Origin of the sequence: Undibacterium sp. MH2W (genome assembly GCF_049340215.1) — a bacterium.
GTDB lineage: Bacteria > Pseudomonadota > Gammaproteobacteria > Burkholderiales > Burkholderiaceae_D > Undibacterium.
The window spans coordinates 326101-341446 of sequence record NZ_JBMPPA010000002.1; the positions used below are offsets into that span (position 1 = coordinate 326101).

At 49.4% G+C, this 15346-nt stretch carries 13 protein-coding genes; 5 read left to right on the forward strand and 8 right to left on the reverse strand.

Going from position 1 to position 15346, the window contains the following annotated elements; all coding sequences use genetic code 11:
* Positions 1-5 precede the first annotated feature (5 nt).
* Positions 6-878 carry a drug/metabolite exporter YedA gene (yedA, locus tag ACO0K2_RS05770; protein WP_423016691.1) on the reverse strand — a complete coding sequence of 291 codons (873 nt, stop codon included), beginning with the start codon at positions 876-878 and terminating at the stop codon, positions 6-8.
* A 142-nt stretch (positions 879-1020) separates the two neighbouring features.
* Between yedA and ACO0K2_RS05775 the strand changes: the two genes are divergently transcribed.
* Together ACO0K2_RS05775 and ACO0K2_RS05780 are read left to right on the forward strand one after the other, a co-directional pair.
* The gene (locus ACO0K2_RS05775) at positions 1021-1467 is read left to right on the forward strand and encodes an Lrp/AsnC family transcriptional regulator (RefSeq protein ID WP_423016693.1); all 447 of its coding nucleotides are present in this window, start codon (positions 1021-1023) and stop codon (positions 1465-1467) included.
* Between the two features lie 3 nt (positions 1468-1470).
* On the forward strand, positions 1471-2409 hold the full coding sequence (locus ACO0K2_RS05780; protein WP_423016695.1) for a LysR substrate-binding domain-containing protein: 939 nt from the start codon (positions 1471-1473) through the stop codon (positions 2407-2409).
* A gap of 678 nt (positions 2410-3087) precedes the next feature.
* Here ACO0K2_RS05780 and ACO0K2_RS05785 read toward each other — a convergent pair.
* The 6 genes from ACO0K2_RS05785 to ACO0K2_RS05810 all read right to left on the reverse strand — a co-directional run bounded on the left by ACO0K2_RS05785 (position 3088) and on the right by ACO0K2_RS05810 (position 9853).
* Positions 3088-4071 carry a glucokinase gene (locus tag ACO0K2_RS05785; protein ID WP_423016697.1) on the reverse strand — a complete coding sequence of 328 codons (984 nt, stop codon included), beginning with the start codon at positions 4069-4071 and terminating at the stop codon, positions 3088-3090.
* A gap of 19 nt (positions 4072-4090) precedes the next feature.
* On the reverse strand, positions 4091-5227 hold the full coding sequence (locus ACO0K2_RS05790) for an ABC transporter ATP-binding protein (RefSeq protein WP_423016699.1): 1137 nt from the start codon (positions 5225-5227) through the stop codon (positions 4091-4093).
* A gap of 111 nt (positions 5228-5338) precedes the next feature.
* Positions 5339-6223, reverse strand: a complete 885-nt coding sequence (locus tag ACO0K2_RS05795; RefSeq protein WP_423016701.1) for a carbohydrate ABC transporter permease — start codon at positions 6221-6223, stop codon at positions 5339-5341.
* Positions 6213-7157 (reverse strand): carbohydrate ABC transporter permease, encoded by a 945-nt coding sequence (locus ACO0K2_RS05800; protein ID WP_423016703.1) that lies wholly within the window; start codon positions 7155-7157, stop codon positions 6213-6215. The genes ACO0K2_RS05795 and ACO0K2_RS05800 overlap by 11 nt, the downstream gene beginning before the upstream one ends.
* Before the next feature lie 96 nt (positions 7158-7253).
* A complete protein-coding gene (locus ACO0K2_RS05805) occupies positions 7254-8507 on the reverse strand; it encodes an ABC transporter substrate-binding protein (RefSeq protein ID WP_423016705.1) in 1254 nt (417 codons plus the stop codon).
* A gap of 89 nt (positions 8508-8596) precedes the next feature.
* A complete protein-coding gene (locus ACO0K2_RS05810; RefSeq protein WP_423016707.1) occupies positions 8597-9853 on the reverse strand; it encodes a maltoporin in 1257 nt (418 codons plus the stop codon).
* Between the two features lie 427 nt (positions 9854-10280).
* On the opposite strand from ACO0K2_RS05810, the gene ACO0K2_RS05815 reads away from it, so the two are divergent.
* Genes ACO0K2_RS05815 through ACO0K2_RS05825 form a run of 3 tightly spaced genes read left to right on the forward strand, consistent with a single transcriptional unit; the run spans position 10281 to position 13779 of the window.
* Entirely contained in the window at positions 10281-11591 is a 1311-nt protein-coding gene (locus tag ACO0K2_RS05815) for an ABC transporter substrate-binding protein (protein WP_423016709.1), read from the forward strand.
* Between the two features lie 9 nt (positions 11592-11600).
* Complete coding sequence (locus ACO0K2_RS05820; RefSeq protein WP_423016711.1) at positions 11601-12314, forward strand: response regulator; 714 nt, start codon at positions 11601-11603, stop codon at positions 12312-12314.
* Entirely contained in the window at positions 12307-13779 is a 1473-nt protein-coding gene (locus tag ACO0K2_RS05825) for a sensor histidine kinase (protein WP_423016713.1), read from the forward strand. Before ACO0K2_RS05820 ends, ACO0K2_RS05825 begins: the two co-directional genes overlap by 8 nt.
* Before the next feature lie 107 nt (positions 13780-13886).
* On the opposite strand, the gene glmU is transcribed toward ACO0K2_RS05825, so the two are convergent.
* Entirely contained in the window at positions 13887-15245 is a 1359-nt protein-coding gene (gene glmU / locus ACO0K2_RS05830) for a bifunctional UDP-N-acetylglucosamine diphosphorylase/glucosamine-1-phosphate N-acetyltransferase GlmU (protein ID WP_423016715.1), read from the reverse strand.
* Positions 15246-15346 lie beyond the last annotated feature (101 nt).

Consider the following 15346-nt stretch of genomic DNA (forward strand, 5'->3'; position numbering starts at 1 on the left):
GGCGGTTATTTTGCGGGTTTTCTGGCGCTGGTGAGCATCATTACACTGCCGAGAATAATGGTCATCGCCACCATGGCTTTAACTGAAATATGTTCACCGCCAAAAGCCGCACCAAGCGCAACAGCAATGACAGGATTGACATACGCATAGCTTCCCGCCAGTCCGGTATGCACCTTAGACAAGAGGAACATATAGGCCGTGAAGGCAAGCAAAGAACCCGCTGTCACTAAATAACACCACGCAACAACCGCATTGACGGTGACGGGACCTGGGGACTGCTCTCCCATCATCAGACTGGCAATCACCAAAAAGAAACCACCCACAAGCATTTCACTGGCAAATCCCATCCCACCTGCAGCCATCTTCAATTTCTTTTGCGACAAAATCGAGCCGACGTCCCAGCATAAAATGGCGGCTAACAATAAGATAATCCCTGCAGGTTTCGCTGAAAATTCGCCATCCGACGCCAACAATACGGCACCAGCAAAGCCGCACAGAATACCTACCCATTCCCGGCGTTTCGGCCAATCACCAAATAAACCGGATAAGCCCGACAAAATCATCGGTGAGCAGGCAATAAAGACAGCGGTTAGTCCTGAAGAGACATACTGCTCAGCGCACGCCGTCAGTCCCGTGCCGCCGCCTAGCATCAAGATACCGATGATGCCGCCATCGCGCCACTCGCGCAACGTGGGCACACGGGATCCCCGCCATAATTGCCATAAAAACAGAATGGAACCCGCCGCAACAAAGCGTGTACCAATCATCATCAAGGGCGGAAACGATTCAAGCGCTACTTGGATCGCAAAATACGTTGACCCCCAGACAATATAGACAGTCAATAAGGCAATCAAAACGGAGCGGGGCAAATGGCGCATAGCAATCAAAGGGAAAGTGAAACGGTGCTTAATAGCATTGAATAGAAAACAGTGTATGTCATCGAGAACCGCTTTTGAATGGATAAAACAAGGTAAATGAGGTACATTTCTTTTAAATTCACTGAAAAATCAAGGTTTCACCATGAAGATAGAATTTGACCTAATGGATGCCAAAATCCTCGATATTTTGCAGGCCGACGCGCGTGTTACGCTGGCAGAAATCGGTCGCCGTATTCATCTTAGCCAACCTGCCGTCGCGGAACGGATCAAACGCATGGAGGCTGCCAACGTCATTACCGGCTATCACGCCCACGTTAATCCAGAAGCCTTAGGGTATGGAATTACAGCGTTTGTCCGCATCGCGAGCCGTTCAAGCGATATTCCGGTTGCTAAAATTGCCGAACAAGTCCCAGAAGTGATTGAATGTCATGCCATCACCGGTGAAGATTGCGTGATTGTGAAGGTTGTCGCTCCTTCGGTCAGAGAGTTAGAGCGAGTCATTACGAGCCTCGCACGTTGTGGTGTGACATCCACCTCGTTGATTCTTTCTTCTTCCATTGAACGACGTGCCATTAAACCCGTGGAGTAGACCATGGAATTACGCCAGTTGCGCTATTTTGTCGCCATCGTTGATCATGGTTCCCTCTCGCGCGCCGCGAAGGTGCTGCATATCGTGCAACCCGCATTGACGCAGCAATTGCAGCAACTGGAAGAGGAATTGGGGGCAACGCTGTTACATCGCTCGGCGCAAGGAATGCAAGCGACAGATGCGGGAAAACTCTTTTACGAACATGCGCTCGCGATTTTGAAACAAGTCAGTGACGCCAAATCAGCCGTTGCACAATCAACAGACAAACCAACCGGCACCGTCGCATTGGGTATACCCCAAAGTGCCTCGGGGGCATTGGCTTTTCCGTTGCTGACCGCCGTTCGTGCTGCTTACCCAGACATCGTCTTTCAGCTCACGGAAGAATTGACCGGCAACTTGACTGAGCAATTGCGATCAGGAAGATTGAACCTCGCTGTACTGTTTGATGATGGGCAGCTTACGCATTTTGCGACGACACCGCTTGTCGAAGAAGAAATGATGTTTATTACCCGGGCCGATTCTCAATTTGCCTGCAAGCGAAAATCGACGACGCTTGCCAAGGCGCTACAGGTACCATTGATTTTACCGAGCATTCAACACGGTGTTCGCCCCAGAATCGAGGCCGTTGTTCGGCAACAGGGACTACACATCGGTCAAGTGATTGATATCACATCAATTGCGATTTTAAAGTCGGCATTGTTAGCGGATATGGGGGCGACGATTTTACCGGTATCCCCTTTGTTGGCAGAAATTGAACGCGGTGAAATGGTGGCATGTCCGATCAGTGACGTACGACTATCGCGTACGGTGACGTTGTGTGCATCGAAAAATATCCCACTGACCAATGCTGCCATGGCGGTGGAGAAGCTGGTATTGGAAGTGACGCGAGAATTGTGCTTGAGTCAGAAGTGGTTGGGGGCGGTGAGTTTGTTAGCGAAATAGACGCAGGAACGGGTATGGCGTTTGGCTTTTTGTTGTTTTTCACTTTGCATTCGTTGCTACCTTGTTACCGTCCACCTTGTATGTATTGGTCCCGCATTGCCATCCACTTTTCAACCGCAACTCCCGCATTACCATCTCCTTTTAACCCGTCACTCCCGTATTGCTATCCCCTCTTAAATCGTCACTCCCGCGTAGGCGGGAGTCCAGTGGCGCTTCAGCGCCTTGTGTGTCGGTGGTTGTAGCGAGAAGCGCTACCGCGCACTGGATCCCCCGCGTTCGCGGAGGATGACGGGGGTAAAGGTTGGGTGGTTCTTTTGTTTTTGTGGAGGATGACGGGGGTGAGGGCTGGGTTGTTCTTTTGTTTTCGCGGAGGATGACGAAGGTGAAGGTGGGTGGTCCATTTGTTTTTGTGGAGGACGACGGATAAACCGCCACTCTCGTATTACCATCCGCTCTTAAACCGTCACTCCCGCGCAGGCGGGAGTCCAGTGGCGCGTCAGCGCCTTGTGTGAGTGGTTGTAGCGAGAAAGCGCTATCGCGCACTGGATCCCCCGCGTTCGCGGAGGATGACGGGGTTGAAGGTAGGTGGTTCTTTTTGTTTTTGTGGAGGATGACGAATAAACCGTCACTCCCGCGCACGCGGGAGTCCAGTGGCGCGTCAGCGCCTATCGCTGACGGTTACGCTGCGATGCGCGAGGGGGCATCTTCTAGCAGTGCAGATAAGCCAATAAACGCTGGGTACGGTTCGGTAATCACGAATACCGGTATCTCTGATAGATACTGTGTGAACCGCCCTTTTTGCTCAAAGCGTTGCCGAAAGCCAGAGTGGTTGATGTAGTCACCTATGCGCGGCACAATGCCGCCGCCGATGTAGATGCCACCACGAGCGCCGAGGGTGACGGCGAGGTTGCCAGCCATTGTGCCGAGCATTTCGCAGAAGCAGGACAATACTTCCGTGCAGATAGTGCATTCTTGATTCAATCCACGTTGCAGAATCTCAGGTGCATCGATATCGTCGGCTGGTTGCTGATGTAATGCCGCGAGTGCACGATAGATCAGTTTGAGCCCAGGGCCAGATAGCAAACGTTCAGCGGAGACGTGATCAAATTCTTGCCACGCGAATTCAAGAATAGCAATTTCACGGCGATTGACGGGGGTAAAAGTGACATGGCCACCCTCGCTGTGGAGTGGCTTCCAGCCATTCTCAGAAGGGATCAGGCCGGAGACGCCAAGACCGGTACCTGCGCCTAAAAGACCAATGGCGCTGCCAGCAACGACGGATTGTCCACCAACCTGCGTCAATTGTTGTGCGTTCAAACGAGGGAGTGACATCGCCAGTGCGGTGAAGTCATTCACGACATCGAGGCTATCGAGCTGAAATTGCTTGCGGGTGGTTTCAATCGAAAAACGCCAATGATGATTGGTCATCTGTACCACATCGCCATTGATTGGATTAGCGATGGCGATACCAGCATTTTTGACGAGATCTGCACCGGCTGCTCTAGCCAAATCCGATTGCAGATAGGCGCGCATCGCGTCCTCTAAGCTTGGGTACTGTGCGCATGCCAGAATGTTGACTGCACTGAGTACCCCAGGCGAGGTCTCAAGGGCGAAGCGGGCGTTGGTTCCACCAATATCGGCCAATAATTTAGGGATGCGCATCAGTAACTCCTTTTTCGTATTACAGCAAACTTTGCTCTGTTTCCGGATCAAAAAAGACCGCCTTCGACAAATCAAACGCAAGGCGCAGCGGCTGACCGGCTGTCGCGCCGGCGCGTGGGTGCGTGCGGCAAGTGATACGTTCTTGGTTAAAGCTTGTGAAGACCAAGGTATCTGGACCCGTTGGCTCTGTGAGGTCGATGAGGCAATCGACTTCTGTTGGATGATAGTCAGAGGACGTTTCTGAGCGACGTGCGCTGGCGGCATCCGTGACGTGTTCAGGACGAATGCCCAAAATGATATCGCCGTCTTTGTTTCGCAAATGCTTGATCGCGTTATGATGGGACGCAGGGATTGGTAACACGGTATGGTGCCCCGCATGTTCAACCACAAATCCCAAGCCATTGTCGTGTGCTTGCAATTTTCCGCGCAAGAAATTCATGGAAGGTGAACCGATAAAGCCTGCGACGAACATGTTGGCGGGGCGATCGTAGATGTCTTGCGGACTTCCAAACTGCTGAACGACACCATCCTTCATCACCGCAATTTTATCGCCAAGCGTCATCGCTTCGACTTGATCATGGGTCACGTAGACGGTCGTTGTTTTCAGACGTTGATGTAAAAGTTTAATTTCTGCACGCATTTCTACGCGTAGTTTTGCATCCAAATTCGAGAGTGGTTCGTCAAACAAAAACAAAGAAGGGTTACGTGCAATCGCACGCCCCATCGCCACACGCTGGCGCTGTCCACCGGACAAATGCGCTGGTTTGCGATCCAGTAAATGCGTCATCTGCAAGGTTTCTGCGACACGATCCACAATCTTCTTTTGTTCCGCCGCTGGTACCTTACGAATCCCTAAACCGAACGAAATATTTTCACGCACAGTCATCGTTGGGTAGAGCGCATAGGACTGAAACACCATGGCGATATCACGTGATTTCGGTGGCACGTTATTGACGCACTTTTCGCCGATATAGATTTCGCCTTCGGAGATCGTTTCGAGACCGGCAATCATGTTCAACAAGGTCGATTTACCACAACCAGAGCCACCCACCAAGATCAGAAATTCGCCATCTTTAATTTCTAAATCAATTCCTTTTAAAATTTCTGCACCGTTCGGGTACACCTTTCGTACACCTCGGATAGATAAGCTTGCCATCGTTGTTTCTCCTGATTATTCTTGTTGAGCGTGTATAAGAAGAGATCGCTCATGAATCGTTATAATGTTTGTTACAGCGTGTGTTGCAGCGTGGATTACCCCGTTACTTCGTTAACCTTTCACGGCACCTGCTGTCAGACCACGTACAAAATATTTCCCTGCCAATAAATACAATCCCAGTGTGGGCAATGCCGCGATGATCGCTGCTGCCATATTGACGTTATATTCCGTTACGCCCGTTGATGTATTGACCAGATTGTTAAGGGCAACAGTGACTGGCTGTGCATCGGTTCCACCGAAAACTACACCGAATAAAAAGTCATTCCAGATTTGTGTGAATTGCCAAATAAAGCAGACCATAAAAATAGGCAGAGACAGCGGCAGAATCACACTGCGATAAATCCGGAAAAATCCTGCACCATCAATACGTGCTGCTTTGACTAATTCATCGGGTACGCTGATGTAGTAGTTACGGAAAAATAAGGTCGTGAATGCAACGCCATAGACCACGTGAACAAAAACGAGGCCCATCGTGGTATTCGATAACTCTGCCATCCCCAACAATCGTGCCATTGGCAGAATCACGACTTGAAACGGAATAAAGCAACCCACCATCAACGCCGTGAAAATGATTTCTGAAAATTTGAATTTCCAATGCGCCAACACATAACCATTGACCGAACCGATCAATGTTGAAATCAATACTGCCGGTACCGCCATCTTGACCGAGTTCCAGAAGTACGGTGACAGCCCATCACAACGCACGCCAGTACAAGCGCCGCTCCACGCTTTTTGCCACGCCGCAAAGCTGGGGTGCAACGGAAAATCCAGCAAATTACCGCTACGAATTTCATCTAAAGATTTGACGGATGTCGTCAACATCACATAGAGCGGTGCCAGGTAATACAGAGCGCAGAACACCAACAACGCATAAATAAAAATACGTCCTGGGCTGAAGGTGAATGGCGAACCCGAGGTGTGAGAATCAGTGCCCATGTTTGGCCTCCTTACTTTCCAGATAAATCAATGGCACCAACACGGCCAAAACAGTCATTAACATCATCATCGCCGACGCTGCGCCTAAGCCTAACTGACCACGGGTGAATGAAAATTGATACATAAAAATCGCAGGAACATCGGACGAGGTACCTGGACCACCGGCAGTCAACGCCATGACCAGATCGAAACTCTTAATCGCAATGTGTGACAACACGAGTAATACGCTGAAAAACACCGGACGTAACGCAGGGATGACGATACGGCGGTAGATCGTCGGCAAGCTTGCCCCATCCACCATCGCCGCTTTGATAATGGCATCATCGACACCACGCAAACCTGCAAGGAAGAGTGCCATCACAAATCCAGAAGACTGCCACAAACCAGCGATGACAACGGTGTAAATGGCCATATCGGAATCAACAAGCCAGTCCATAGAAAACTGTGAGAAACCCCATTCATGCACCATCTTCTCAAGACCCAGACCTGGATTCAAAATCCATTTCCATGCCACGCCAGTGACAATAAAAGAGAGCGCCATCGGATAAAGATAAATGGCGCGTAAGGCCCCTTCCATCCGAATTTTTTGATCTAAAAATACCGCAAGCAATAAGCCAACGATCAGACAAAATAAAATAAACAGACCACCAAAAATACCCAGATTCGTGGCAGACACCCACCAGCGATCGAGTTCGAACAAGGCTTGGTACTGACCAAAACCTGTCAGTTCATAATTGGGCATCAGGCGCGAATCAGTGAACGATAAATACGCGGTGAAGGCGATAAATCCATAAACAAAGAGTAGCGACGCAAACACGGTGGGTGACAACACCAGACGTGGTAACCAGAGATCGGCGAATGCTTGCAGACGGCCAGATGCGGCTTTGTTTTGTGTAACAGGAATAGATGTTTCTGACGGGGATGTAACCGACATGCTTGTCTCCGGGGGACTGAGCAGAGCTGATGTGGGGGGAGGTTCCACACCAGCTCAACGGCGTCATCATCGACGACGCCGGGACTCGGGTGAACCTTACTTAGTTTTTGCTGCTTTTGCCAACGCTTGAACTGCGGCTTGCGATGTCATGTTGGAATTCATGAATTTCGCAATGACGTCTTGAATCGCCCCTGCTTTTGCAGAGTCGATCGCCATACCATGCGCAAAGCTTGGAACGAAACTACCTGCTTTGCTGGACGCATCCATGTCATCCATCGATTTCAATGCGCAGCTGTCAAACTTAGCACGAGAAACGCCAGCACGGGCAGGAATGGATCCTTTGTTCAGGTTAAATACTTCCTGGAACTCTGGGCTCATGACGGCTGTTGCCAATGTCAATTGTGCTTTTTGTGCTTCCGCGCCTTTGACTGCAAACATAGTCAACGAGTCGACGTTAAAGGTGAAGGATTTTTCGGTACCCGGTGCAGCTACACACAAGAAATCTTTACCAGGTTGTTTACCTGCTGCTGTAAATTCACCTTTGGCCCAGTCACCCATAAACTGCATACCTGCTTTACCATTGATCACCATCGCTGTTGCGAGGTTCCAGTCGCGACCTGCTGCATCTTTGTCGATGTAGGTTTTGATTTTTGCTAAGGTATCAAATGTTTTGATCATTGTTGGGCCAGTCAATGTTGCCTGATCCAATTGGACGATCGCTTTTTTGTAGAAGTCGGCACCACCCACACCTAACGCAACGGATTCAAACACCGTCGCATCTTGCCATGGCTGACCACCGTGTGCGATCGCGATGTAACCTGCTTTTTTGATCTTGTCGGCGGCGTCAAAAAATTCAGCAAAATTGGTTGGTACTTTTGCGCCAGATTTTTTCAATACTTCTGGGTTCACCCACAACCAGTTCACGCGGTGGACGTTGACCGGTGCGGCGACGTAGTGACCTTTGTATTTCATGATATTGGTCAGCGTTGGTGGCAATGTTGATTCCCATTTGCCTTCAGCCGCTGCTGCATCGATATTAGCCAAGACACCTTCGTTGCCCCATTCTTGAATGGATGGGCCTTTGATCAGCGCTGCAGTAGGTGCGCTACCTGCAATAACACGTGCTTTTAATGCAGTCATTGCGTTTTCACCAGCACCACCAGCAACAGCAAAATCTTTCCATGCCACGCCTTTGGCTTCCATCATTTTTTTGAGTTCGGCAACAGATTTCGCCTCACCACCGGATGTCCAGTAGTGCAATACTTCGACTTCCGCTGCGTTGGCGATGCTTGCACCTGCCAGTAAGGTTGTGCCTGTCAAAATAGCAAGTGTCAGTTGTTTCAGTTTCATTTGAGTCTCCGTTATATGTTATCGACGACGAATGTCAGTGCGAGCACACCCTCTGTTTAGCAGTGTGCTCGTTGAATTTTTCAGGCGTATTACCACCAAGCCTCAACTTGTACACCAGCAGAGGTTCCGCTTGTGCCGTTGTTATAAACCGGGCCGGAGTTGTTGTTGGCATTCACGGCAGCAGTTGCTGCGTTGTTCCATTTGCCATAACTGACGAAGAAACGCAGTTCTGGACGTGCCCAATAGCTCTCACCCATCGCGATAGCTGGGGCAAATGTCACTTTGGTCAGACGCTGATCAGCACCGCCTGTTGGGGATGTCACGCGGTCGGTACCCAATTCCAGTTGTAATTTCAGATGCGGCATGATGGCGTAGACAGGGCGCACACCCAGACTTGTCCATGTTGAAGAGCCTGCAGCATCGGATTTGTCTTTTTGCACTAAGGCGACAAATTCAGCACTAAATTGTTTTGTTGGCTGTACGACGAGGTCATCAAAAATACGAGTACGTGTCACGTCTGAACCCAACGCAGTACTACCAGAGGAGCCCATACGACCGTTACCAACACCAACGCCGGTACCTGGACCCACACCATATTGGAATCCGAATGTATTACCACCACCCCAAACATCTTGCTTATGCAACAGACTTAATTGCCAGCCGCTGTGTGTATTGGTTCCTTGGCTTTTGATGGCGGTCAGAATCGCGTCCACTTTACCGCCTTCGTTGACTGGCAGACCTTCATAGATAAAGTTTTGGCGAATCGCAGCAGTTGTGTTGATGACCAGACCGGTTTTCGGATCAATGGTTGTTGCGTCATTGTCTTTAAAGAAGGCATAGCTGAATTTACCAGGACCCGCTTTTACACCGTCAAAGCCACCGCCAGTACCGTTCAAATTGACGAACTGCATATCCAACATATGAATATCAGGACGGTAGTAGTAACGCTTACCGATCCACGCAACGCCACCTTCTAAGAAATCAACGTTTTTTGCTTCAACGTACGCTTTCGCCAATTTCAGTGTGGCATTACCAAAGTCAGAATTTGGGCTGTACGCATTGGCCCACAATGTGCCGGTAAATGTGACGCCATCAACTGCTTTGGCGAGCGTAGATGTGTATCCACCTTCAAAGTAGGCATCACATTCGTTACCGAGGCGGTATTTCATGGTGTTACCACCTAGACCAAAACAGCTTTGAGGGCCGTGGGCTGAACTGACACCAGCGCCGTCGCGTAAGTAACCATGGAAGCCATCTTCATCGTGGCCAGCATCAGCGTAGGTGAATCCGGAAGAGAGCGCGAGAGTCAGCGCCAAAGGCAATGCTTTGAGGGTAGTACGAGTCATGTTGTCTCCGTAATAGTTGAGTGAACAATGCTCAACAAAGTCTGTGCTTTTTTATTTTTTGCTTTGAGCTTGTTTTTTTATTGCATGTCATTTGACAGCGATCGGAAGGTAACATCGCTACAAATGTGATTCCAACTAAGACGGGTACTGAGTGGTAGTGAGTGTTAAGGTCTTGATTTATAAAGAATTACTCATTTTTATGTGTTAAGAAGTGCTTACGTTTCTTTACAAAAAGAGGCTTATAGAAACGACAATTAATTCAATTTAAGAGGACGAATCACAAAATGAGCACGAGATGAAGAGACTCATAAAATTTCATAAAAACTTACGTTTCTTTACAATTAACTAGTCTTCATTACGGTAGCGATCCCACTTTGTTGTTCACTTGGGCTATAGTGTCCCCCGAGACAAAGAAGGATCCCTCAAGGTGCAAATAGAAAAAAAATTATTGCCCTACGCGGAATTTGCCACCAAGTTACAACATGAAAACAAGCCAAGTACCCTCAGCCAGGTGTTGCTTTTGGTGATGCTTTTGTTGCTAGTGGTAAATGCGCATGCCCAGACCGTGCAGGTACTTCATTGGTGGACTTCCGCCAGCGAAGAAAAAGCCGTTGCAGTGCTGTCAGGGCGTCTGGCACAAGATAATATTACTTGGAAGAATGCCGTGATCCCGAGTGGGTCAGGAATCGGCGCGGGTATCGTCCTTAAAAGTCGGATGCTTGCCGGTGATGCCCCAGAAGTCGCTCAGTTAAATGGCGTCATGATTGCTGAGTGGGCGCAATTGGGCCTGCTGCAGGAAATGGATTCTGATGCGGTGGCGGGGCGGTGGGAAAAATTATTACAACCAACCGTTTGGCGGCTCATCCAGACGAGTGGTCATCCCGTGGCAGTGCCACTGGGCATACATCGGATTAATACGCTGTTCATTCATCGCAAGCTATTCGCTAAATATGACCTCACCCCGCCAACGACGTGGGAAGAATTTGAGATCGTCGCCAAAAAGCTTCAGCAAGCTGGCATCACACCGTTAGCGCAAAGTTCTGAACCGTGGCAATTGGCGACTTTGTTTGAAACGCTCGTCTTGTCTGAGTCTGATTCCAATTTATACCGTGACGCCTTCGTTTATAAAAAACCGCAGGCATTCAACGACCCTCGTTTTGGCCGAGCATTAAGCCGCTTGCGTCATCTCAAGCAATATATGCCGTCACCGCTCAAAGAAAATACCTGGGTAGCGACGACCAAACTGCTCGCTGATGGTGAAGCAGGGATGTTAGTGATGGGAGATTGGGCCAAGGCAGAACTCAATGCACTGGGTTTGGTGACGGATGTTGGCTTTTCTTGCAGTGTGGTTCCGCACACCAGCAATTATCACTTGTATGACGTTGATACACTCGTGATGATCAAAAAAGGGAATGCGGCACGAATTGCGCAAGATAAAATCGCCCAAGCTGCGTTGCAACCTGCGGTGCAGGCAGAATACAACCAATTAAAGGGATCGATACCCGTACTGCGCGCACCCGACCTCAGCAAAATGGATAGTTGCGCACAAGCGTCATGGAAAAGTTTTTCACGCGGCGCGGCGAGTCAAGTGCCTAGTTTTTCGCATCGAATGGCCACTGATGAAATTTCAAAAGAAGCCATTATTGCTGAAGTCATTCGTTTCTTTTCCGACGACCGTATCAGCGTGAGCGAGACCCAAAAACGCTTAGCAGCTATTTCACACACCTTACCTAAATAAATTTCGGTTATGACGCGCAAGATCCTTATCGTCGATGACGACCAAAAGACCCGCACTTTATTAAAGGCGTATCTCGAAAAGAACCAATACGAGGTCAGACTTGCCCACAACGGCGAGTCTTTTCTCGCGGAGTTTCAACGTTACGTTGATGAGTTGTCGATGGTGATTCTTGATGTGATGTTGCCTGACACAGACGGATTTGCGCTCTGCAAAATTGTCCGTCAACGATCAAATATTCCTATCATCATGCTTACCGCGAGTTCGGACGAAACCGATCGTGTTGTAGGTCTTGAGTTGGGGGCGGACGACTATATTGGCAAGCCGTATAGCCCGCGTGAATTGTTGGCCCGTATCAAGGCGATTCACCGTCGTATGGGCACCGAGAGCAATGGACCGCCGCGCTATTACCGTTTCAATGGATTCACCCTCGATGCGCTGGAACGAACCGTCGTGAACGCGGAATCAGAGATTGTCCCGCTGACAGGGCTTGATTTCCAATTGCTGAAATATTTCGTTGAGCATCCGGGTGATATTTTGGATCGCGGTATTTTGTGTGAAGAAACGCGGGGCCGTGATTCTGGTCCGCTAGATCGTTCGCTGGATGTACAGATTAGCCGCCTACGCTTGCGTCTCAATGATGACGCGAAGCAGCCGTTTATCATTAAAACAGTGCGCGGTGCTGGCTACGTTTTCTCTGTTGATGTTAGTGTGTCCAATGCCTAATCACGCGCGCTCTCGTCCTTGGTTGCAGCGGATTTTACCGTCCTCGTTACTGGGTCGTTTATCGATTGTGATGGTCGCTGGCGTGATGCTGACGCAGTTTGTGGGCAATGCGTTTTGGGCGGCACAAATGCGCAAAGAGTCACAGATCGAAGTGACGGAATCGTCGCAACACTTAGCGCAAAGTGCCGCATCGACGATCCGCTTCTTTATGAGCCCACCCCCTAATTTTCGGCCTCTCATTATTCAGCAATTTAGAGAGATGGGTGGAACACGTTTTTATGTCAATTTGAACAGTGTTCCGCTTAAAATTAAAGAAATTCCTGACGAGACATTGACGGCCCTCGCCAAAGAAAAATTTGGCGCAGCGTTAAAAAAAGTCTTACCAAACATCGCGAAAACCCAAATCAATTTTACGTGGCCCGCTGACCTCGTGTTGTCGGAAAATGGGGCAGGGATTGGCGATGTGCCCGACCGTTGGGTGCAACATATCTTGGTCACGAAACCGAATCCTGCGCCGATTCTTGTCTTGCAAATTGAAATGGAACCGGGGCATTGGCTGTATCTCGCTACGCTGATGCCGAACCCGTATTTTTTAGATAGCAATGATCCCTTATCAGGCGATCGTGTTGTGCTTCAGGCCTTATCCTTAGCGGCGGTCTTGTTACTTTCTATTTTGGTGGTGAGCTGGATCACGCGACCATTGGCTGCTTTATCGGAAGCGGCGTCGGCATTTGGTAATGGCGAATCTGCCCCCGAATTGCCAGAAACCGGTAGCCGTGAATTTATCAATACAGCCCGTGCCTTTAGTGCGATGCGTGAACGGATTGCACGTTACATTGAAGACCGTGAACGCTTGTTTGTCTCCATTTCTCATGATCTCAGAACCCCCATCATGCGGCTGAAATTGCGTGCTGAGTTATTAGATGATGACGAGGTGAGAAGTGAGTTTCATGATGACCTCGATGAGCTCGATATGATGGTCAAAGGTGCGCTGCAATGTGTGAAGGATAGCGATATCTATGAAAATCCCACTGAGATTCGCCTTGATCCGTTGATTGGCAGGATGGTGCGGGGCGTGGGATTAGCGGGGCATCAAATTTCTTTCCAACCGTCGGGACTCACGGTCTCTGCAAAACCGCTTGCACTCAAGCGTGCTATTGGTAATTTACTCAACAATGCGATTCATTACGGCAAACAAGTCGAAATTTTTGCGTTAGAAACCGAGTCGTCGATTGAGATCCAAATCCGAGACCACGGGCCGGGTGTTCCTGAAGAAGCCTTAGATCGATTGTTTGATCCGTATGTGCGTCTCGATCATGGACGTCAGCAAAATCAAACGGGACTTGGGTTGGGCTTGAGTATCGCACGCGATATTGTGCAAGCACATGGCGGACAGCTGCTGCTGAGTAACGCGGTGGGTGGTGGGTTGTTGGCATGTATTCGCTTACCTAAAAAATCCTCATAGTTGGATCTTATCAATAGGAAAGCGATGCAGCGATGATGCATGGATGGCGTCGTTGAAAAAATGACCTGTTGATCAACAGCAGGTCATTGTCGTCACTACTAGCCACATTATTTTTTGATTTTTACTGGACGCTGCCAGTTTTCGATAGTGATCTGACGCGCCCGTGAGACTGTTAATTTGCCTGCTGGTGCGTCTTTCGTGAGGGTAGTACCTGCACCGAGTGTTGCGCCCTGACCGACGGTCACTGGTGCAACTAACTGCGTGTCACTACCGATAAATGCATCGTCTTCAATCACTGTGCGGAATTTGTTTGCACCGTCATAATTGCATGTGATTGTACCTGCGCCGATATTAACGCGACTACCAACGGTGGCATCGCCGACGTAGGCAAGATGGTTCGCTTTGCTATGTGCAGCGATCTGGCTATTTTTGATTTCAACAAAATTGCCAATGTGGACGTCTTCGGCCAGTGTCGTTCCTGGACGCAAGCGCGCATAAGGTCCGATTTGTGACTGTGCACCGACTTGCGCATCTTCGATATGGCAAAACGGCTTAATCGTGGCACCAGCACCGATACGGGCGTTACTGATCACGCAATGGGCAGCAATGGAGACACCATCTTCCAGCGTCACATCGCCTTCAAACACGCAACCGACGTCGATACTGACATCGCGACCGCAAACCAATTTTCCTCGGACATCGATACGCGCTGGATCAAGCAAATGAACGCCTTGTTCAAGCAGCTTGCGGGCGATATTGAGTTGATGAATACGCTCTAATTCAGCGAGTTGAACTTTACTGTTGACACCCAATGTCTCCCAGATCGCATCGGGTTGAGCAGACACAACGCTGACGCCATCAGCCACGGCACGCGCGACGATGTCTGTTAGGTAGTATTCTCCCTGCGCGTTGTTGTTTGATAAAGTGCTCAGCCATTGTTTGAGATGTGCCGTTGGGGCAATCATGATGCCGGTATTAATCTCGGTAATCCGGCGCTCTTCTTCAGTCGCATCTTTTTGTTCAACAATCCGTTTGATCTCACCGTTTTCTCGCACAATGCGACCCAGACCTGTTGGATCTGGCATCTCTGCGGTCAAGATAGCAAGGCGATCGTTGCCAGCCACATCCATGAGTCGTTGTAAACTGGCGGCGGTCGTTAATGGCACATCGCCGTAGAGAACTAAGGTAGGTACCGATTCATCGAGGACAGGAATCGCCTGCGCTACTGCATGACCTGTACCTAATTGTGGTTCTTGTTTAGCAAAACGTAGATCATCCGCAGCGACAGCGCTCAATACTTGCTCACCACCATGGCCATAGATAACGCAAATTGACGATACTTGCAGGCTACGTGCCGTATCAATCACATGAGAGAGCAATGCTTTGCCTGCCAAAGGATGTAATACTTTTGGCAAAGAAGATTGCATACGTTTGCCCATACCGGCAGCCAGAATCACGACGTTCATAGGTAGTTGTGCGGAAGAGATCGCTAAAAAGGTAATAGTAGAATTTTAACATGGGACTCTGGCGAATTCGAGAAAATGTCGATGACGCAAATAGCACATTC